We start from the raw sequence: 19,338 nt of genomic DNA on the forward strand, positions 1-19,338 counted from the left end.
GGAGACCACGAATGGCCAGACTGACCGAAGATGCCAAGGGCGTCTATGTGATCGCCGTAACCCCCTTCACCGATGATGGCTCTCTCGATCTCGCCAGCATCGACAGCATGGTCGATTTCTACGAAGGCGCCGGCGTCACCGGGCTGACGGTGCTTGGTCAGCTCGGCGAGGCCCCGAAATTGACCGCCGAGGAATCGAGGGCCGTGGTCGAACGGGTGCTGAAGCGCCTTGACGGGCGCCTTCCCGTCGTTGTCGGCGTCTCGGCGCCCGGACTTGCGCCGATGCGCGAACTCGCCGAAGCCGTCATGGGGGCGGGTGCTGCCGGCGTCATGGTCGCGCCGCCCTGGACCGTCAAGACTGACGATCAGGCTTTCGCCTTCTACCAGTCGGTCGGCGAAACCCTTGGCGATACGCCCTTCGTGCTGCAGGATTATCCGCTCACCACCAATGTGACGATCGCGCCCAAGGTCATCGAGCGCATCGTCAACGAGGTGCCGAATTGCGTCATGCTCAAGCACGAGGATTGGCCGGGTCTTTCGAAAATATCAGCGCTTCGCGCTGCCAGCGACAGGGGCGCCATGCGGCGCATATCCATCCTTTGCGGCAATGGCGGGCTTTTCCTGCCCGAAGAGATGGGCCGCGGCGCCGATGGCGCCATGACCGGCTTTTGTTATCCGGAGATGATGGTCGGCGTCGTCGAGGCCTATGCGGCCGGAAATCCCGATCGCGCCCATGCGATCTTCGATGCCTATCTGCCGCTCGCCCGCTATGAACAGCAGCAGGGCATCGGCCTTGCCTCGCGCAAATACGTGCTCGCCAAGCGCGGCGTGATCAGGTCCGCCGCCCTGCGCAAGCCGGGCGCCGGGCTGTCGGCGCTCGATATTGCCGATGTCGAGCGGCTGCTGGCGCGCCAGGCCATCCGCCTCAACGAGATCGGGGCGTGAAGCTCGACCCATGCAGATCGAAACGATGTGTGTGTCCGCACTGCCCGTTGGCCTGAAATCCGAGCGACTCCCAGAATTTCGCCGCGCCATCGTTTCCCGCATGAACGGTGACGATGCAGCAGCACGACCGCGCATGGTCGAGCAGTGCCAGGGCAAGCATCCGGCCGATGCCGCGCCCGCGCATTGCGGGACTGATATAGAAACGCCGCATCCGCAACGCCCTCGACATGGCCGCTTCGACGGTCATGCCCCCGACGCCGGCAAGCACCGCATCGACATAAGCGCCGAGCAGCCTTTCGCCGTTACCCTCGAACCTGACATCGCCGGCCGACCATTCGTCGATAAGGCGGGTGATATGGCGATAACCTTCCTGCCGGGCCTCGCTTTCGAGATCTGCGATCTGCTGCGGCAATCGATCGCGGATCATGCGGATATCGATTGTCATGGTGGTGCGCGAATCTAGGCTGCAGGGACCGGAATCTCGCGGCGCACTGCCGCATCCGGCAGGCCGACCGGAGCGAAGGTCGCATCACCATCGACCGCCATGTCACGCACCGTATGTTTCTCCAGCGCTTTCGTCACCTCGGTGAGGTCGCCGTCCAGATGTTCGGCCGGGATGAGATTGCCGATCACGAAATCGAAGCGATCGCCGCGTTTGTTCAGCAGCTCGTGAAACACCGTCATGTCGCGAAGCTCGGTCGACCATTTCGCCAGCCAGTAGAACAGGCCGGAATTGCGCGCCGTCATATGGACGGGAAGGATCGGCAGATTGTATTTGCGCGCCAGTCCGACGGCCGAGGTCTTCCATGGGCGTTCGTTCAGCCGGCCGTTCGCCCAATAGGCGATGCGGCCTGAGGGAAAGAGCACGGTCGCCTTGCCCTCCTTCACCGCATGGTTCGTCAGTTGCAGCGTCTCGCGCGCCTTCAGCTTGCTCTTGTGCTCCTCCCGCCATTCGACGGGAATGATCATCTCGGCAAAGCGCGGATTGACGCGGATGGCATCGCGATTGGCAAAGAACATCATATCAGGCCGGCGTGCTTTCAGGAGATCGAACACGGCAACACCGTCGGCGATGCCGGTCGGATGGTTGCTGACGAGGATGAAGCCGCCGGTTTCCGGAATGCGTTCGCCATTGACGATGCCGATGTCGAGTTTCAGCACGTCGCTCAGATATTCGAACGACTGGAAGCCCGGCATTTTCGCAACCGCATTGGCGAATTCGAGCGCCTTGTTGTAGCGCAGCAGCGTGTAGAGGAACGGTCGCATCACCGGCCAGAGTGGATTTTTGACGATCCTCTGGCCGCGTTCGGCAATCAGCGTGTCGACGATATGACCGGGCTTTCCCTGTGAAACGAGAGCGATCGCTTCCGCGAGCTGTCCGAAAGCCGTCATGGAATCGCGCCGTGCCATGAAAGATCCTGTCTATGGGGTATAAGCTATCGCAGTACAATATGATCGAAGGATGACAAAGGCTTGGCCGGCATTAGCAATTCCATAACCGTTCCTGCTTCAAATTGGCGGACTTGAAGGCAAATTCAAGGCTCGCGACGTGAACGAACTGCTTGTTATCGCCGATCCGCGCCTGATGGCGGAGCGGGCCGCATGGCTCGAAAACCTCGCCCGCGAGCGCCGTCTTTCCGAGCACACGCTGGACGCTTACGAACGCGACACCCGCCAGTTTCTGACCTTTCTGACCGGCCACCTCGCCGGACCGGCGACGCTTGGCGACATCAGGGAATTGCGCCCCGCCGATTTCCGCGCCTTCCTGGCCGCCCGACGCAAGCAGGGTTCCGGCGCCCGATCGCTCGGCCGCAATCTCGCCGGCCTTCGCTCGCTGCTGCGCCATCTCGAAAAGAAGGGCCTGGTCAATGCCGCCGGTGCTGCCGCGATACGCTCGCCGAAACAGCCGAAATCATTGCCCAAGCCACTCTCGGATACCCAGGCGATCACCGTCGTCAGCGACGAAGCCCAGCTCCATGACGAACCCTGGATCGCCGCGCGCGATGCGGCTGTGATGACGCTGCTCTACGGCTGCGGCCTGCGCATCTCCGAAGCGCTGGATCTCGTTCCCGCCGACCTGCAGAAGGGCGCGACGACACTGCGCATCACCGGCAAGGGCAACAAGACGCGGCTGGTGCCGCTGCTGCCCGTGGTCTTCGACGCGGTCGAGAAATATCGCGCGCTCTGCCCATATCACCTCGAAAGTAGCGAACCGCTGTTTCGCGGCGCCCGCGGCGGCAGGCTGCAGCCGGCGATCATTCAGCGGACCATGCAGAAGATGCGCAGCGCCTTCGGCCTGCCGGAGACGGCGACACCGCATGCGTTGCGCCATTCCTTTGCCACCCACCTGCTTGCCGGCGGCGGCGATCTGCGCACCATTCAGGAACTGCTCGGCCATGCCAGCCTTTCCACAACGCAGGTCTATACCGGCGTCGATGCGTCGCGGCTGCTCGAGGTGTATGATCGGGCGCATCCGCGCGCGTAACTTTTCGTTCGCAACTTTTCGTTAACGCATTCTCTTAAAGGAATATGCGCAAGCCGGGCGTAGAGCATGAAGCCACCAGAGCATGTGACGGAACACCCATCATGACGACATCAATCGGCCGCCGGACGTCTTACCTCGCAGTGCCGGCTCATCTGTTGCTCTGGCTGATTGCAGCCTTTCACATGCTGCTTCTTGCCGCGCTGTTTGTCGCTTTCCTGGCTGCAAGGCCGGCGGCGGCCGAAGAGGCGGCCTGCGCCGGCCGCAACCTGATGGTCGAGCTGCAGCAGAACGATCCCGCCCGCTACGCCGAGGCGCTGAAGGAAGCCGACGCCACGCCGAATGGCAAGGGCATTTTCTGGAAGATCGAAAAGCCGGGACTGGCACCCTCGTGGCTGCTCGGCAGCATGCATGTCACCGATCCGCGCGTGCTGGCTCTGCCGCCCCGCGCCCAGGCCGCCCATGACGCCGCCGGCACGATCATCATCGAATCCGACGAGATCCTCGACGAGCGGAAGGCAACCGCAGCCCTGCTCGCAAAGCCTGAATTGACGATGTTTACCGATGGCACGACGATCGACAAGCTGCTTTCTCCCGAAGATTACAAGCGCCTTGAAGCCGGGCTGAAGCAGCGCGGCATTCCGCTCGGTGCCGTTTCCCGCATGCGGCCCTGGATGATTTCGAGCGCCGTCGCCCTGCCGGCCTGCGAAATCGCCCGCAAGGCGAAAGGCGTGCAGTTCCTCGACCAGAAGATCGCCACCGACGCCGTTGCTCAGGGCAAACAGGTCAAGGGGCTGGAAACCCTTGCCGAGCAGATCCAGGCCATGGCCGATCTGCCGATCGAATTCCATCTGAAGTCGCTGATCGAGACGTTGGAACTCGGCGACAAGATGAGCGATGTCGTCGAGACGATGACCGACCTCTACCTCTCCGGCGACATCGGCCTGACGATGCCGATGTTGAAAACGGTAACACCGGAAGACAAAGGCGAAACCAACGATTATGCGGCCTTCGAGCAGCGCGTCATCCTCGACCGCAACAAGGTGATGGCCGAGCGCGCCGCTCCCATCCTCGACGGCGGCAACGTCTTCATGGCCGTCGGCGCCCTGCACCTGCCCGGCAAGGACGGCGTCATCGAACTGCTGCGCCAGCAAGGCTTTACCGTCACCGCGATAAACTGAACCCGCCGACGGTCAGCCGAGCGTCATGCGGCGCAGCACGTTGCTTTTCCAATAGAACTGATGGACGAGGGCGCCGGCGACATGCGCCACGATCAGCGCCCAGAGAATAACCTTCATGATATCCGCGTGGAACGAACCGGCGGGAACGATGCCGAAGTAGTAGGCGGCGATGCCAGAAAGCGGCATCGCGAAGATCAGGATGTAGAGGCCGGCATGGGCAAGCCTGGCGGCAAGACGGAAGATCGCCGGCTCCTGCGCGACCTCGGCCGGCACGCCCTTGCTAAAACGCAGTCCCAGCCTGAGAACGGCAAGCAGCAGGATGGCGATGCCGACATAGGCGTGGATATTCGCCGACGAAATCTGTTCCGGCGTCGGCACCTCGCCTCTGCGTATCAGCCGACGCCAGGTATTCATGCCATCGGGAAACAGCAGGTTGAAGAAAATCAGCAGCGCGATCGCCCAGTGAAGAAAACGCTGGCTCAGGCTGTAACCCGCAATGGACGGCTGCTCCATTTTTCCTCACCTTCGTCCGATATTTGAATTCTGCAATGCGCAACAATTAAAACAGCCGCCTGCCTCACGGCAAGCGGCTGCATGCTTTGTTACGAATATGTAAGATTACATATGGATCGGCTTGAAGAAGGTCGCGAGCGCAGCCTCCTTGACCGCTTCCGACATTGTGGGATGCGCGTGGCAGGTCCGGCCGAGATCTTCCGACGAACCGCCGAACTCCATCAGCACGGCAATCTCGTGGATCATCTCGCCGGCGCCGAAGCCGACGATATGGCCGCCGAGCACCCGGTCGGTTTCCTTGTCGGCAAGGATCTTGACGAAGCCGTCGGTTGCCAGCATCGCGCGGGCGCGCCCGTTCGCAGTGAAGGGGAACTTGCCGACCTTATAGGCGACGCCTGCCGCTTTCAGCTCTTCCTCGGTCTTGCCGACGGAAGCGATTTCCGGCTGGGTGTAGACGACGCTCGGAATGACCTCGTAGTTCACATGGCCATGTTGCCCGGCGAGGATTTCGGCAAGCGCCACGCCCTCGTCTTCCGCCTTGTGCGCGAGCATCGGACCCTTGACCACATCGCCGATCGCATAGATGCCGTCGATATTGGTCTTGAAGTGACCGTCGATCTCCACGCGGCCGCGATTGTCGAGCACGACACCGGCCTCTTCCAGCCCGAGACCCGCCGTATAGGGCTTGCGGCCGGTGGCGATCAGCACGACTTCGGCGTCGAGTGTCACCTTGTCGCCGCCCTTGACCGGCTCGAACGTGACCTTGGCGCCCTTGTCGCCCTTTTCGACGCCGGTGACCTTGGCGCTGAGATTGAAATCGATGCCCTGCTTGGCGAGCATGCGCTGGAACTGCTTGGAGACTTCGCCGTCCATGCCGCCGAGGATGGTGTCGAGATATTCGACCACCGTCACCTTGGCGCCGAGGCGCGACCAGACCGAACCGAGCTCGAGGCCGATGACGCCGCCGCCGACGACGATCAGCGTTTCCGGCACCTTCTCCAGCGCGATGCCGCCGGTGGACGAGATGATGGTCTTTTCATCGATCTCGACCTGCACACCGGGAATGCCGGCGACGTCCGAGCCAGTGGCGATGACGATGTTCTTACCCTCGATCTCCTGCACCTTGCCGTCGTCGGCGGTGACGGAAACCTTGCCGGCCGAAACGACCTTGCCGGTGCCCTGGAAGGCATCGATCTTGTTCTTCTTGAAGAGGAAGGCGACGCCGTCGACATTCGCCTTCACCGTCGCATCCTTGTGGGCCATCATATTGCCGAGGTTGAGCGTCGGCGCCGAGACGTCGATGCCGAGAGCGCCCATCCCGTGGCCGGCTTGATGGAACATTTCGGAGGCATGCAGCAGCGCCTTCGACGGAATGCAGCCGACGTTCAGGCAGGTGCCGCCATAGGTCGCCCGCTTTTCGACGACGGCGACCTTGAGGCCGAGCTGGGCTGCCTTCACAGCGCAGACATAGCCGCCCGGGCCGGTTCCGATAATGATCACATCGTAGGACATTGTTTCTTTCCCTTTGGATTTTTCGTTTAATCGGCCGCGCGCGACGTCAGGCCGAGGAATTCGAGAATATGCTGCATGCTGTTTTCACCCTGTCGCTCTAACGGCCGCCGCTCACATTGAGGATCGCGCCGGTGATATAGGAAGCCGAAGGTGACAGAAGATAGAGGATCGCATCGGCCACCTCCTCGGGCGTGCCCGCCCGCTGCATCGGGATCGACGGCGCCAGCTCGCGCGGGCGATCCGGCAAACCGCCGGAAGCATGGAGGTCGGTTTCGATGACACCCGGCCTTATGGCATTCACGCGGACGCCCTCGGCGGCAACCTCGCGCGCCAGCCCGACGGTGAACGTGTCGATCGCCGCTTTCGAGGCGGCATAATCGACATACTGCGTCGCCGAACCGAGCACCGCCGCCATCGACGAGATATTGACGATCGCGCCGCCCTGGCCGCCATGCCGGCTCGACATGCGGCGTATCGCTTCTGCGGCGCAGAGGATGGAGCCGGTCACATTGACGCGCAGCATGCGCTCGATCCGCTCCACCGACATCTCGTCGACCCGCTGGGGATAGTCGACGATGCCGGCATTGTTGACGAGCCCGTCGAGGCGGCCGAAATGCCGGTCGACCGCCGCAAATATCGAGACGATATCCGCTGCCTTGCCGACGTCCCCCAGGATCGCCACGGCCTCGCCGCCGGCCCCCGTGATCGAAGCCACGACGGCATCCGCGGCTTGACGGTTGGCGGCGTAATTCACCGCGACACGCCAGCCCTGGCGCGCGGCGAGCCGTGCGGCGGCGGCACCGATACCCCGGCTTCCGCCGGTAATGAGAACAACGGGGGCATCGCTCATGTCGCACACTCCTTGAAAATCAGCACGTCCCAGGGGGCTACCATAGCCTTGCCCTCGCCCCAGGCGCTGGATTCGCGAATGGCGGGACCAAGGCCGGGGAGAACGACCTTTTCGGCCGCCGCGGCGCCCTCGGGCTGCAGATTGTCCATCTCGCCCTCGGCATCCATGCCATAGACGGCGCCCTGCCAGACCGTGCAGGCATTAAGATCGGCGCCGGTCGCATCACCCTCTGGGCAGTTGAACATCAGGATGCCGATGGCCCGCACCGGATCATCCGATGGCATGACATAACCTTCCATCACGACTGACGTCTTGAGCGCGCTGATCTTGAATTGGTTGCTGGCGGCAGCCGACGGAGAATTCAGCGGCGCAAAGCGCAATTCATAGGCGCCGTCGCGATCGACGTAGACGGCTCGTTCCTGCTTGCAGGCGGCAGCAAAGGCGGACACCGGAGCGGCGAAAAACACTGCGGCTGCGATTGCAGCCACGCCTTTCCCCGCCGTGATCCCGATCTTTCCGCTCATTGCAGCTTTGGCTCCTTCCGCCCGTCGGCATTCTCGACAACGCTGAAATCCGTCAGCAGCACCAGCGCGCGACCGTCCTTGTCGAGGCCCCAAAAGACAGGATAAAAACCGTCGCCCCAGCCGCTCCAGAACACCGCAACATTGCCCTTCTTGCCGGCAACCGGCCGATGCAGCGCATAGGCGCCCTTGTTGGCATCGAGGTCCGAGGCCAGCACGTCGTCGTAATAATTGACGTCGGCATCGGTTTTTTGCGCCTGCGCCTGCGCTTCGCGCTCTCCGATCAGATCAAGCGTATCGGCATCCATGTAGCAGCCGAGGCCGGCATCGACGGGATAGCCGAAAATCTCTCCGTCCTTCAGCGTCGCCGGATCCTGCCCGGCCAGGACCGCAAGCTCCCAATGATCCGGCTTGCCCTCGGCAAACCGCATGCTGGCGGCAGCGATGCGCCCGAACGCCTGGTAGAGCGTCACCGGATATTCGCCCGGTGCAACCGTTCTGGCGAGCGCCGGACGATCGGGCTGGGCGAGCGGATCGGCCGCGACGATGCGCCCCGACGTCAATTCGACATTGCCCATATGGATCACGCCGATCGATCGGCCGGAGAGTTCGGCATCGGTGAGCGCCACCAGGTCGAAATTGCTGCTTGCCTTGCTGATGTCCCAGCCGGCGGCCGATGCGGAGACCGGGACATGCGAGGCGGCAGCGCAAAGAAGAAGGCGCGCCGCTCGCATGATCCGGTTCCGCATCGAAAGCGCTCCCTTAGAGATCGAGAACCAGACGTTCCGGATCTTCCAGGCTTTCCTTGACGCGCACGAGGAAGGTAACCGCTTCCTTGCCGTCGACGATGCGGTGATCGTAGGACAGCGCCAGATACATCATCGGGCGGATGACCACCTGGCCGCCGATCGCCACCGGCCGCTCCTGGATCTTGTGCATGCCGAGAATGCCGGACTGCGGCGCGTTGAGGATCGGCGAAGACATGAGCGAGCCGTAGACGCCGCCATTGGTGATGGTGAAGGTGCCGCCCTGCATGTCGGCCATGGAGAGCGAGCCATCACGGGCTGCCTTGGCAAGACGCCCGAGTTCCTTCTCGATTTCGGCGATCGACATCTGGTCGGCGTCGCGGATGACAGGAACGACGAGGCCCTTGTCCGTGCCGACGGCCATGCCGACATGGCAATAGTTCTTGTAGATGACGTCGGTGCCGTCGATCTCGGCATTAACAGCCGGCAGTTCCTTCAGCGCATGCGTCACCGCTTTGGTGAAGAAGCCCATGAAGCCGAGCTTGACGCCGTGCTTCTTCTCGAAAATGTCCTTGTACTTGTTGCGCAGATCCATGACCGCCTTCATGTCCACCTCATTGTAGGTGGTGAGCATGGCGGCAGTGTTCTGCGCGTCCTTGAGGCGCTTGGCGATCGTCTGGCGCAGGCGCGTCATCTTCACGCGTTCTTCGCGCGAGGCATCCTCGACCGTCGACGGGCCGCGTGCAGCAGCAGGGGCGGCGGGTGCGGCCGCCGGAGCGGAAATGCCCTTGGCGACGGCGGCGATGACATCGCCCTTCAGCACCTGGCCGCGCTTGCCGCTGCCGTCGACCTGGTCGGCGGAAAGATTGTTTTCAGCCAGCATCTTCGAAGCCGCCGGGGCCGGCGGCATGGTGGAGACGGAGGCGCTTGCCGACGATGCCGCCGCAGCGGCAACCGGTGCCGGCTGAGCGGGAGCAGCCGGGGCCGGCTGGGCAGGCGCGGCGGCCGGTGCAGCAGCAGCCGGCGCGGCAGCAGCGGCAGCGCCTTCGGCGATCTGGCCGAGCAGTGCGCCGAGACCGACGGTTTCGCCGGCGGCAGCGACGATTTCCGAAAGCGTGCCGGAGGCAGGTGCCGGAACTTCGATGGTCACCTTGTCGGTTTCAAGCTCGAGAATCGGCTCGTCGGCCTTGATGGCGTCGCCGACCTTCTTGAACCAGGTGCCGACGGTTGCCTCGCTGACGGATTCACCGAGAGTTGGAACGCGGATTTCTGTGGCCATTGTTCAGATCCTGATTTCGTGTGTTTTCGTTTATGCGTTTCAGACGGCGGGTGGCCGCGAGATGATCGAGGGCATCGGCAGGATATCGAAACGGAAACCGAAACCGGAAGCGATGATCGGATCGCCGTCGGCGAGGGCCTGTGCCGCCGCCTGATCCTCGACTTCGACGATTGCCATGCCCCAGGCGCCTTCACCCTCGAAGACGGGGCCGACTATAACAGCCGATCCCGCAAGGGCGTGCCGATGCCAGTATTCGACATGGCGTTTCATCGCCGCCATTTCCTCCCCGGTCCCGTCATGCGGGAAAGTGGGGCGCGGCGGCAGCAGTCTCAGAAAGAAATAAGCCATTGCGCCCCCCTAATTTTAGCCGCCCAATGCATCCTCGAGGAATGCGGCGAGCTGCGACAGATGCTTGGACATCAGGCCCGTCGCCGGCGAGGCGGCGGCCGGACGGCCGGTATAACGAACGCGCTGATACTTCGCGTCGATATGGGCGAGCACCCATTCGAGGAAGGGGTCGATGAACGACCATGCGCCCATGTTTTTCGGCTCTTCCTGGCACCAGACCATCTCGGCATTGCGGAAGCGCGACAGCTCGTTGATCAGCGCCTTTGCCGGGAACGGATAGAGCTGCTCGACACGCAGGAGATAGATGTCGTCGATGCCACGCTTCTCACGCTCTTCCAGAAGATCGTAATAGACCTTGCCGGAGCACATGACGACACGACGGATCTTGTTGTCCTTCTGCAGCTTGATCGGGCCGTCCTTGATCACCTCGGCATCATCCCAGAGCAGGCGATGGAAGGCGGATTCGCCGGCCATTTCGGCAAGGGTGGAGACTGCCCGCTTGTGGCGCAGCAGCGACTTCGGCGTCATCAGGATCAGCGGCTTGCGGAAGTCGCGCTTCAGCTGCCGGCGCAGGATGTGGAAGTAGTTCGCCGGCGTCGTGACGTTGGCGACCTGCATGTTGTCTTCGGCGCAAAGCTGTAGGAAACGCTCGAGGCGGGCCGAGGAGTGTTCCGGACCCTGGCCCTCATAGCCGTGCGGCAGCAGGCAGACGAGGCCCGACATGCGCAGCCACTTGCGTTCGCCCGACGAGATGAACTGGTCGAAGACCACCTGCGCGCCGTTGGCGAAATCGCCGAACTGCGCTTCCCAGAGCGTCAGCGCATTCGGGCGGGCGAGCGAATAGCCGTATTCGAAACCGAGCACGGCCTCTTCCGAAAGCATCGAATTGATGACTTCGTAGCGCCCCTGCGTCGGCGAAAGATTGGCGAGCGGGATGTAGCGCTCTTCGGTTTCCTGATCGTAGAGAACCGAGTGGCGCTGCGAGAAGGTGCCGCGTTCGCAATCCTGGCCGGACAGACGGATCTTGCTGCCTTCGACACAGAGCGCGCCGAAAGACAGCGCTTCGGCCATCGCCCAGTCGATGCCCTCGCCGGTGGCGATCATGTTGGCGCGGTTTTCCATGAAGCGCTGGATCGTCCGGTGCACATTGAAGCCGGCCGGGATCTCGGACAGCTTGCGGCCAATCTCCTTCAGAGTCTTCATCGGCACGGCGGTCTTGCCGCGGCGCTGCTCGTCGGCATTGTCGGCCGTGCGCAGGCCCGACCACTCGCCGTCCAGCCAGTCGGCCTTGTTAGGCTTATACTGCTGGCCAGCCTCGAACTCCTGCTCGAGATGGAGGCGCCAATCAGCCTTCATCTTCTCGACTTCGCCTTCAGTGAGCAGGCCCTCGGCGACGAGGCGGGCTGCATAGAGCTGCAGCACGGTCTTGTGGGCGCGGATCACCTTGTACATCTTCGGCTGCGTGAAGGACGGTTCGTCGCCTTCATTGTGGCCGTAGCGGCGATAGCAGAACATGTCCAGCACCACAGGCTTGTGGAACTTCATGCGGAATTCGGTGGCGATCTTCGCGGCATAGACCACCGCTTCCGGATCGTCGCCGTTGACGTGCAGGATCGGCGCCTCGATCATCTTGGCGACATCGGACGGATAGGGCGACGAGCGCGAGAAGGCCGGGTTCGTGGTAAAGCCGATCTGGTTGTTGATGATCACATGCATGGTGCCGGCGACGCGGTGGCCGCGCAGACCGGAAAGGCCGAGGATTTCGGCAATGACACCCTGACCGGCAAAAGCCGCGTCGCCGTGGATCAGCAGCGGCAGAACCTTGGCGCGTTCGGAAAGCGGGATGATGTCACCGTCCCAGACCGCGGCATTCATGTCCTGCTTGGCGCGGGCTTTGCCCATGACGACGGGATCGACGATTTCGAGATGCGACGGGTTCGCCGTCAGCGAAACGTGGATCTTGTTGCCGTCGAATTCGCGGTCGGAGGAGGCACCGAGATGGTACTTGACGTCGCCCGAGCCCTCGACCTCGTCGGGAGCGGCCGAACCGCCCTTGAATTCGTGGAAGATCGCCCGGTGCGGCTTGCCCATGACCTGGGAGAGCACGTTCAGGCGGCCGCGATGGGCCATGCCGAACACGGCTTCCTTGAGGCCGAGATGGCCGCCGCGCTTGAGGATCTGTTCCAGCGCCGGGATCAGCGATTCGCCGCCATCGAGGCCGAAACGCTTCGTGCCCTTGAACTTGACGTCGAGGAACTGCTCGTAGCCTTCGGCTTCGACAAGCTTGGCAAGGATCGCCTTCTTGCCTTCCGGCGTGAAAGCCACGCCCTTGTCCGGTCCTTCGATGCGCTCCTGGATCCAGGCCTTTTCTTCAGGATTGGAGATATGCATGAATTCGACGCCGAGCGTCGAGCAATAGGTGCGCTCGAGGATTTCGATCATCTCGCGGATGGTCGCATATTCCAGGCCGAGCACGTTGTCGATGAAGATCTTGCGGTCGTAATCGGCGGCCGTGAAGCCGTAATTCTCCGCCGACAGCTCGCGATAATCGTCGACCGGAGCGGCGATGCCGAGCGGGTCGAGCTTGGCATGCAGGTGGCCGCGCATGCGGTAGGCGCGGATCATCATGATGGCGCGCACGGAATCGCGCGTCGCCTGCAGCACCTCGGTGCTGTCGGCAGGCTTGCCCGCAGCTTCGGCCTTGGCCTTGACCTTGGTCTCAATCACCTTCTCGACGATGCCCCAGTCGCCATCGAGCGCCGAGACGAGATCGCCGCTTGCCTGCAGCGGCCAGTTCTTCTTGCGCCAGGAAGCGCCCTTGGCCGCCTTCTTCACATCGTTCGGATCGTCTTCCAGCGCCTTGAAGAAGGACCGCCACTGATCGTCGACCGAGTTGGGATCGTCTTCATAACGGGCGTAGAGCTGCTCGATATAGGCAGCATTGGCGCCATCCAGAAACGAGGTGATCTGAAATTGCTCGTTGGCTTCTTGCCGTGCCATGGTGATATGCGGACGCTTCCGTCCGCCTCCTGACTTTGATGAATTTGCCGGCTCGATCGCCGGCTGCCGCATTCCGATTGCCGCCTGTCCGCGGCGCATCTGCTGGTCTCGTACCGTCAAGGCCGGGCGGAAGGCGCAGATGCCGTTCCTCCGCCCGGGTCTTTAAGTGGTTTTAGCCTTTGAGGACTTCAACCAGCGTCTTGCCGAGGCGGGCCGGAGACGGCGACACTTTGATGCCTGCCGATTCCATCGCCGCGATCTTCGATTCCGCATCGCCCTTGCCGCCGGAAACCACAGCGCCGGCATGGCCCATGGTGCGGCCCTTCGGCGCCGTACGGCCGGCAATGAAGCCAGCCATCGGCTTCTTGCGGCCCTTCTTGGCTTCGTCCTTGAGGAACTGCGCAGCATCCTCTTCAGCCGAACCGCCGATTTCGCCGATCATGATGATCGATTGGGTAGCTGCGTCGGCCAGGAACATTTCCAGGACGTCGATGAACTCGGTGCCCTTGACCGGGTCGCCGCCGATGCCGACGGCCGTCGTCTGGCCGAGGCCTTCGTTTGACGTCTGGAAGACGGCTTCATAGGTCAGCGTGCCCGAGCGGGAAACGATACCGACCGAACCCTTGCGGAAGATCGAGCCCGGCATGATGCCGATCTTGCACTCTTCCGGCGTCAGGATACCCGGGCAGTTCGGGCCGAGCAGGCGCGACTTGGAGCGGTCGAGGCGCGCCTTGACACGCACCATGTCCATGACCGGGATGCCTTCGGTGATGCAGGTGATGAACGGGATCTCGGCGTCGATCGCCTCGATGATCGCATCGGCGGCACCTGCCGGCGGAACATAGATGACCGTCGCATCAGCGCCGGTCTTTTCCTTGCCTTCGGCAACGGTTGCGAAGATCGGCAGGCTTTCGCCCTTTGCGCCGGTCCAGGTTTCGCCGCCCTTCTTCGGATGGATGCCGCCGACCATCTGGGTTCCGTAGTAAGCGAGCGCCTGTTCGGTGTGGAACGTGCCGGTCTTGCCGGTTAGGCCCTGAACGAGAACCTTGGTGTCTTTGTTGACGAGAATGGACATGCGAGGCCTTTGTTTAGGAGAGGTTGGAAGACGTGGAGGACGCGCGACGATAGACGCCGCTGACGACCTCCTGCCAAGTATCGCTGCCTGCAGGCGAAAAGCTGACGCCCATCCGGTAGCAGTCTTCATTTTCAAACGTGAATACGGTGCGCTGGCTGCCGCGCGGCGAAGTCTTCATCAGCACAAGCTCACTGCCGTTCCACTCGCCGGACGCCGGTACGGGCGGCGCAAAACCTGCGGTGTCGAACTGGTAGAGTTTGTAGGTCTGGTCCGAAGCATCGAAGCCGAAAATATTTCGCGCCTCGAACGAAACAGCACCATCCCGCGTCTGGCGATAGCGCTGCTCGAGGAAGAATCCGCCGAACAACGCCTCGCCGGAAAACTCAGCACTGGCCTTGCCTTCGCTCGTCCACGCCGACGCCGCGACGCGCTCGTCCCCTTCCCACACGCCGGCGAAGGCGTTGAGGCGGAAATGAGCAGCGGAGGGCGTGGACTGGAAGGCCATGATCGTCCTCAGCCGTTGATCGCCGCGACGATCTTCTTGGCCGCATCGTCCAAGTCGTCAGCCGCCGTGATCGCGAGACCCGACTCGTTCAGGATCTTCTTGCCGAGCTCGACATTGGTGCCCTCAAGGCGCACGACGAGCGGAACCTTGAGACCGACTTCCTTGACCGCGGCAATCACGCCCTCGGCGATGACATCGCATTTCATGATGCCGCCGAAGATGTTGACGAGAATACCTTCGACCTTGGGGTCCGCGGTGATGATCTTGAAAGCCGCTGCCACCTTCTCCTTGCCGGCGCCGCCGCCGACGTCGCAGAAGTTGGCCGGCTCCTTGCCGTAAAGCTTGATGATATCCATGGTCGCCATGGCAAGGCCGGCGCCGTTGACCATGCAGCCGATATTGCCGTCGAGCGCGACATAGGCGAGGTCCCACTTCGAGGCCTCGATTTCCTTGGCATCTTCTTCGGTCTCGTCGCGCAGCGTCTTGACGTCGTCGTGACGGAAAAGCGCGTTGCCATCGAAAGACATCTTGGCATCGAGGACGCGCAGATGGCCATCCTTCATGACGATCAGCGGATTGACTTCCAGGAGAGCCATGTCCTTTTCGCCGAAAGCCTTGTAGAGCGCCGGGAAGAGCGCCTTCGCATCTTCGGCGGCAGCGCCGTCAAGCTGAAGCGCCTTGGAGATCGCGGCAACGTCGGCAGCCGTCACGCCGGCTTCCGGATCGATGGCGATCGTCTGGATCTTTTCGGGTGTGTCGTGGGCGACGGCTTCGATGTCCATGCCGCCTTCGGTCGATACGACGAAGGCAACCCGGCCGACCGAGCGGTCGACCAGCAGCGAGCAATAGAGCTCGCGGGCGATGTCGGCGCCGTCTTCGATGTAAAGGCGGTTGACCTGCTTGCCGGCTTCGCCGGTCTGCGCGGTCACCAGCGTGTTTCCGAGCATTTCCTTGGCGTGGGAAACGACTTCCTCGATCGACTTGGCGAGGCGAACGCCGCCCTTGGCATCCGGACCGAGTTCCTTGAACTTGCCCTTGCCGCGGCCGCCGGCATGGATCTGGCTCTTGACCACGTAAAGCGGACCGGGAAGCGACTTGGCGGCAGCCTCGGCTTCTTCGACCTTGAGAATGGCCACACCCTCGGCAACCGGCGCGCCATAGCCCTTCAGCAGAGCCTTGGCCTGATATTCATGAATGTTCATGGGTCTATCCCTGTTTCGATTACTTCAGCGCCGATTACTTGAGGGCAGGCGCGATGTTGATGCAGGCCTCGCAGAGACCGGCGACGGCGCCGACGGACTTGTCGAAGGCTTCCTTCTCGGTCTTGTTGAGGTCGATCTCGATGATGCGCTCGACGCCGCCGGCGCCGATGACGGTGGGAACGCCGACATACATGTCCTTGACGCCGTACTGGCCGGTGAGATGGGCCGCGCAGGGCAGAACGCGCTTCTTGTCCTTGAGGTAGGATTCGGCCATCTCGATCGCCGAGGCGGCCGGCGCATAATAGGCCGAGCCGGTCTTCAGCAGGCCGACGATTTCGGCGCCGCCGTCACGGGTGCGCTGGATGATTTCTTCGAGGCGTTCCTTGGTGACCCAGCCCATGGTGACGAGATCGGTGAGCGGAATGCCGCCGACCGTCGAGTAGCGGGCGAGCGGCACCATCGTGTCGCCATGACCACCGAGCACGAAGGCCGTGACATCCTGGACGGAGACGTTGAATTCCTTGGCAAGGAAAAGACGGAAACGCGAGGAGTCGAGAACGCCGGCCATGCCGACGACCTTGTTGGCCGGAAGGCCGGAGAATTTCTGCAGCGCCCAGACCATGGCGTCGAGCGGGTTGGTGATGCAGATCACGAAGGCGTTCGGCGCATACTTCTTGATGCCGGCACCGACCTGCTCCATGACCTTGAGGTTGATGCCGAGAAGGTCGTCGCGGCTCATGCCAGGCTTGCGCGGAACACCGGCAGTGACGATGCAGACGTCAGCGCCCTCAATCGCCGAATAGTCGCTGGCGCCGGTCAGATTGGCATCGAAGCCTTCGACCGGAGAGGACTGTGCGATGTCGAGGCCCTTGCCCTGGGGAATACCGTCCGCGATGTCGAACAGGACGATGTCGCCCAGTTCCTTCAGGCCGGCGAGGTGCGCCAGCGTGCCACCAATCATGCCAGAACCAATGAGTGCGATCTTGTTACGCGCCATTTCGCTGTTTCCTTTGCGATCAAATTCGTCGGACGGACGCAACAAGGCACCGCCCAATGACGCAATCGCATAGACCCAAAGCCAAAAAATGGCAATCCATTAATTTTGATGCAGCGTTTTCAATCGTTTAGATACAAAAATTCTTACGTAAACGTAAAACATTCTGTCACCGGATTGTTACTCGGCGGCGCGTTTCTCATGGTGCAGCGCAAGATATTCAGCACTGCGCATCTCGAAAAGCCGCGACGTCGTGCGGTCGAATTCGAAACCTTCGGTACCCTTGCGGTGCACCAACAGTTCCTCCGGCATCGCCGCTGCGGAGATGTAAAGCCGCACGGCATGATCGTAGAGCGTATCGACCAGAATGATGAACCGTTTGATCTGGTTCCGCTTTTCCGGCCCGAGCAACGGAATGTGATCGACGAAGACCATATCGAAGCGTTCGGCGATTGCCAGAAAGTCGGCTGCTCCGAGCGGCTTGTCACAAAGATCGGCGAAGGAAAACCGCGCCATCCGGTCGACGGCGAGCGGCACATGGATGTGGCGCCCCTTCATCGGGATATCCAGCGGCTGCGCCTTGCGCCCATGCAGCGCCTGCGTCCAGGACGCATCCATCGCCATGTCATTATGCTCGTTGATCGGCACCAGATAGACCGGCTGGCTGTTCAGCTTCTCCATCCGGTAATCGGTGGGCGAATCCAGCGTTACGACATCGACATGCTGCTTGAGTAAGGTGACGAAAGGCAGGAAGAGGCCGCGATTGAGGCCATCCTTATAGAGATTGTCGGGCTCGACGTTCGAGGTCGCGACCAGCACGCATCCGCGTGCGAAAAGCTCGGAGAACAGCCGCGACAGGATCATCGCATCGGCGATATCGGTGACCGTGAACTCGTCGAAGCAGAGAAGCTCGGCTTCCTCGTAAAGCGCGGCGGCGACGGGCGGCATCGGATCGGCCTGCTTCGTCTCGCCGTTCTTGAGCTTCAGCCGGTGCGCGGCGATGCGGTTATGCACATCCGCCATGAATTCGTGGAAATGCGCCCGGCGCTTCTTCCTGCACGGCGCCATCGAGAAGAACATGTCCATCAGCATGGTCTTGCCGCGCCCGACGCTGCCGTGGATGTAAAGCCCCTTGTGGCCGTCGACGGATTTCTTCTTGGCGGCAAACAGCCAGCCAAGCGCGCTCGATTTTGCCGCCGGCCGCCGTTGCTTGAGCCCGGCAAGCACCCGGTCGAGGCTCTTTGCCACGTCCATCTGTGCGGAATCGACCTGAAGTGCCCCCGATGCGGTCAGCGCTTTAAGCTGTTCGCAGACGCTGAGCGCATAATCCGGCATTGGTTGCATGAGGGCATATCCGCCTGTCAGTCGTCGCAGCAGAGCTGCCGGAACATTTACCGGCTGAGGCTGATCGGCTGACCCGTGTTCGTCTGTCCGTCAAAGCGGTTGTCGGCCGTCTTGTAGACGCTGCCGATCTGGTTGCCCGAACGGTCCTTGAGCAGCACCTGCTTGCCGGAAACTTCCCAGGACCCCATTGCCGTCAGCTCGCCGACGCAGCCGCGGGTACCACCGCGCGAACCGCTGCCGAGATTGGTCAGCGTCAGGAACATGTCGCAGCCGCCGTTGACGCGCCAGCTTCCGACCATCGATTCCTTGGTGACATCAAGCGCATTCGCCGCCATTGCGCCAGGCTGAGCGCCCGGCATCGGCGCCGTCGCCGTCGGCGCGGCCGGAAACTGCGAACTTCCGGTCGGTGGCGGAAGCTGCCCCCCCTGTACCGAGGGCACCGGCTGCGCCGTCAGCGGCGCCGGCGTGGCACTGGCGTTGTTGGAGCTGTAATCATATGCCGTACGCTGACAACCGGCTAGCGACAGAACCACCACCAGACCTGTCATCGCATATCGCAACTGCATCATCATACTCCTGAATTCGGCTATCGCCGTAGAGAAACGGGCGTGAGACAAGTCCGATTATCGTAATTCGCTTTGGTTAATCAAGTCGGGCTGCACAAATTGCCCGTGACAACAACTAACCGAAAAACGATACAGTTCAACTGTCCCGCTGCAAAACTTCCTGCACATAGAATTTGTCAGCAAGGTGTTGCGCGCGTTCATCTCTGTCAGGATGCCTGTCGAACTCGCGCAATGTCTCGGAAGAGCGCTCCAGCGAACTCAAGAGAATTGCACCAT

General features: G+C 62.1%; 19 protein-coding genes. 3 read left to right on the top strand and 16 right to left on the bottom strand.

Annotated elements, in window-relative coordinates; translation table 11 throughout:
• The first annotated feature begins 11 nt into the window (after positions 1–11).
• On the top strand, positions 12–944 hold the full coding sequence (locus tag FHX10_RS22690; RefSeq protein WP_047615565.1) for a dihydrodipicolinate synthase family protein: 933 nt from the start codon (positions 12–14) through the stop codon (positions 942–944).
• On the opposite strand, the gene FHX10_RS22695 is transcribed toward FHX10_RS22690, so the two are convergent.
• Both FHX10_RS22695 and FHX10_RS22700 read right to left on the bottom strand, forming a co-directional pair.
• Positions 925–1,389 (bottom strand): GNAT family N-acetyltransferase, encoded by a 465-nt coding sequence (locus tag FHX10_RS22695; protein WP_063473449.1) that lies wholly within the window; start codon positions 1,387–1,389, stop codon positions 925–927. The two genes, FHX10_RS22690 and FHX10_RS22695, sit on opposite strands and share 20 nt — an antisense overlap.
• A 14-nt stretch (positions 1,390–1,403) precedes the next feature.
• A complete protein-coding gene (locus tag FHX10_RS22700; protein WP_063473448.1) occupies positions 1,404–2,354 on the bottom strand; it encodes a GNAT family N-acetyltransferase in 951 nt (316 codons plus the stop codon).
• Between the two features lie 139 nt (positions 2,355–2,493).
• Between FHX10_RS22700 and FHX10_RS22705 the strand changes: the two genes are divergently transcribed.
• Together FHX10_RS22705 and FHX10_RS22710 are read left to right on the top strand one after the other, a co-directional pair.
• A complete protein-coding gene (locus FHX10_RS22705) occupies positions 2,494–3,429 on the top strand; it encodes a tyrosine recombinase XerC (protein WP_047615569.1) in 936 nt (311 codons plus the stop codon).
• A gap of 101 nt (positions 3,430–3,530) precedes the next feature.
• Complete coding sequence (locus FHX10_RS22710; protein ID WP_063473447.1) at positions 3,531–4,607, top strand: TraB/GumN family protein; 1,077 nt, start codon at positions 3,531–3,533, stop codon at positions 4,605–4,607.
• A gap of 12 nt (positions 4,608–4,619) precedes the next feature.
• Here the strand turns inward: FHX10_RS22710 and FHX10_RS22715 are convergent, their stop codons facing one another.
• The 14 genes from FHX10_RS22715 to FHX10_RS22780 form a co-directional block, all read right to left on the bottom strand.
• A complete protein-coding gene (locus tag FHX10_RS22715; protein WP_047615571.1) occupies positions 4,620–5,120 on the bottom strand; it encodes a cytochrome b in 501 nt (166 codons plus the stop codon).
• 105 nt (positions 5,121–5,225) lie between these two features.
• Positions 5,226–6,632 carry a dihydrolipoyl dehydrogenase gene (gene lpdA, locus FHX10_RS22720; protein WP_047615572.1) on the bottom strand — a complete coding sequence of 469 codons (1,407 nt, stop codon included), beginning with the start codon at positions 6,630–6,632 and terminating at the stop codon, positions 5,226–5,228.
• Between the two features lie 97 nt (positions 6,633–6,729).
• Entirely contained in the window at positions 6,730–7,482 is a 753-nt protein-coding gene (locus FHX10_RS22725) for an SDR family oxidoreductase (RefSeq protein WP_063473446.1), read from the bottom strand.
• Positions 7,479–8,006, bottom strand: a complete 528-nt coding sequence (locus FHX10_RS22730) for a hypothetical protein (RefSeq protein ID WP_063473445.1) — start codon at positions 8,004–8,006, stop codon at positions 7,479–7,481. Before FHX10_RS22730 ends, FHX10_RS22725 begins: the two co-directional genes overlap by 4 nt.
• Positions 8,003–8,752: a DUF4241 domain-containing protein gene (locus FHX10_RS22735; RefSeq protein WP_063473444.1), complete on the bottom strand. Its 750-nt coding sequence runs from the start codon at positions 8,750–8,752 to the stop codon at positions 8,003–8,005. The genes FHX10_RS22730 and FHX10_RS22735 overlap by 4 nt, the downstream gene beginning before the upstream one ends.
• 13 nt (positions 8,753–8,765) lie before the next feature.
• Positions 8,766–10,028 (bottom strand): 2-oxoglutarate dehydrogenase complex dihydrolipoyllysine-residue succinyltransferase, encoded by a 1,263-nt coding sequence (gene odhB / locus FHX10_RS22740; protein WP_047615577.1) that lies wholly within the window; start codon positions 10,026–10,028, stop codon positions 8,766–8,768.
• 39 nt (positions 10,029–10,067) lie between these two features.
• Positions 10,068–10,376, bottom strand: coding sequence for a YciI family protein (locus tag FHX10_RS22745; RefSeq protein WP_047615578.1), 309 nt, complete (start codon positions 10,374–10,376; stop codon positions 10,068–10,070).
• Between the two features lie 15 nt (positions 10,377–10,391).
• Positions 10,392–13,376 (bottom strand): 2-oxoglutarate dehydrogenase E1 component, encoded by a 2,985-nt coding sequence (locus tag FHX10_RS22750; RefSeq protein WP_063473907.1) that lies wholly within the window; start codon positions 13,374–13,376, stop codon positions 10,392–10,394.
• A 172-nt stretch (positions 13,377–13,548) separates the two neighbouring features.
• Positions 13,549–14,451: a succinate--CoA ligase subunit alpha gene (gene sucD, locus FHX10_RS22755; RefSeq protein ID WP_063473779.1), complete on the bottom strand. Its 903-nt coding sequence runs from the start codon at positions 14,449–14,451 to the stop codon at positions 13,549–13,551.
• Between the two features lie 13 nt (positions 14,452–14,464).
• A complete protein-coding gene (locus FHX10_RS22760; RefSeq protein ID WP_063473780.1) occupies positions 14,465–14,956 on the bottom strand; it encodes a DUF1579 family protein in 492 nt (163 codons plus the stop codon).
• An 8-nt stretch (positions 14,957–14,964) separates the two neighbouring features.
• Complete coding sequence (gene sucC, locus FHX10_RS22765; protein WP_063473781.1) at positions 14,965–16,158, bottom strand: ADP-forming succinate--CoA ligase subunit beta; 1,194 nt, start codon at positions 16,156–16,158, stop codon at positions 14,965–14,967.
• Positions 16,159–16,192: 34 nt separating this feature from the next.
• Positions 16,193–17,155 carry a malate dehydrogenase gene (gene mdh / locus FHX10_RS22770; RefSeq protein WP_007822364.1) on the bottom strand — a complete coding sequence of 321 codons (963 nt, stop codon included), beginning with the start codon at positions 17,153–17,155 and terminating at the stop codon, positions 16,193–16,195.
• Positions 17,156–17,332: 177 nt separating this feature from the next.
• Complete coding sequence (zapE, locus tag FHX10_RS22775) at positions 17,333–18,496, bottom strand: cell division protein ZapE (RefSeq protein WP_047615585.1); 1,164 nt, start codon at positions 18,494–18,496, stop codon at positions 17,333–17,335.
• A 47-nt stretch (positions 18,497–18,543) separates the two neighbouring features.
• Entirely contained in the window at positions 18,544–19,062 is a 519-nt protein-coding gene (locus FHX10_RS22780) for a protease inhibitor Inh/omp19 family protein (RefSeq protein WP_063473782.1), read from the bottom strand.
• Positions 19,063–19,338: the final 276 nt, after the last annotated feature.

Origin of the sequence: Rhizobium sp. BK591, assembly GCF_014195045.1 — a bacterium.
Lineage (GTDB): Bacteria > Pseudomonadota > Alphaproteobacteria > Rhizobiales > Rhizobiaceae > Rhizobium > Rhizobium anhuiense.

Coding starts and splice junctions, on each gene's coding strand:
- FHX10_RS22690 (WP_047615565.1), top strand. CDS start 12: ATGGCCAGACTGACCGAAGATGCCAAGGGCGTCTATGTGATCGCCGTA.
- FHX10_RS22695 (WP_063473449.1), bottom strand. CDS start 1,389: ATGACAATCGATATCCGCATGATCCGCGATCGATTGCCGCAGCAGATC.
- FHX10_RS22700 (WP_063473448.1), bottom strand. CDS start 2,354: ATGGCACGGCGCGATTCCATGACGGCTTTCGGACAGCTCGCGGAAGCG.
- FHX10_RS22710 (WP_063473447.1), top strand. CDS start 3,531: ATGACGACATCAATCGGCCGCCGGACGTCTTACCTCGCAGTGCCGGCT.
- FHX10_RS22715 (WP_047615571.1), bottom strand. CDS start 5,120: ATGGAGCAGCCGTCCATTGCGGGTTACAGCCTGAGCCAGCGTTTTCTT.
- lpdA (WP_047615572.1), bottom strand. CDS start 6,632: ATGTCCTACGATGTGATCATTATCGGAACCGGCCCGGGCGGCTATGTC.
- FHX10_RS22725 (WP_063473446.1), bottom strand. CDS start 7,482: ATGAGCGATGCCCCCGTTGTTCTCATTACCGGCGGAAGCCGGGGTATC.
- FHX10_RS22730 (WP_063473445.1), bottom strand. CDS start 8,006: ATGAGCGGAAAGATCGGGATCACGGCGGGGAAAGGCGTGGCTGCAATC.
- FHX10_RS22735 (WP_063473444.1), bottom strand. CDS start 8,752: ATGCGGAACCGGATCATGCGAGCGGCGCGCCTTCTTCTTTGCGCTGCC.
- odhB (WP_047615577.1), bottom strand. CDS start 10,028: ATGGCCACAGAAATCCGCGTTCCAACTCTCGGTGAATCCGTCAGCGAG.
- FHX10_RS22745 (WP_047615578.1), bottom strand. CDS start 10,376: ATGGCTTATTTCTTTCTGAGACTGCTGCCGCCGCGCCCCACTTTCCCG.
- FHX10_RS22750 (WP_063473907.1), bottom strand. CDS start 13,376: ATGGCACGGCAAGAAGCCAACGAGCAATTTCAGATCACCTCGTTTCTG.
- sucD (WP_063473779.1), bottom strand. CDS start 14,451: ATGTCCATTCTCGTCAACAAAGACACCAAGGTTCTCGTTCAGGGCCTA.
- FHX10_RS22760 (WP_063473780.1), bottom strand. CDS start 14,956: ATGGCCTTCCAGTCCACGCCCTCCGCTGCTCATTTCCGCCTCAACGCC.
- sucC (WP_063473781.1), bottom strand. CDS start 16,158: ATGAACATTCATGAATATCAGGCCAAGGCTCTGCTGAAGGGCTATGGC.
- mdh (WP_007822364.1), bottom strand. CDS start 17,155: ATGGCGCGTAACAAGATCGCACTCATTGGTTCTGGCATGATTGGTGGC.
- zapE (WP_047615585.1), bottom strand. CDS start 18,496: ATGCAACCAATGCCGGATTATGCGCTCAGCGTCTGCGAACAGCTTAAA.
- FHX10_RS22780 (WP_063473782.1), bottom strand. CDS start 19,062: ATGCAGTTGCGATATGCGATGACAGGTCTGGTGGTGGTTCTGTCGCTA.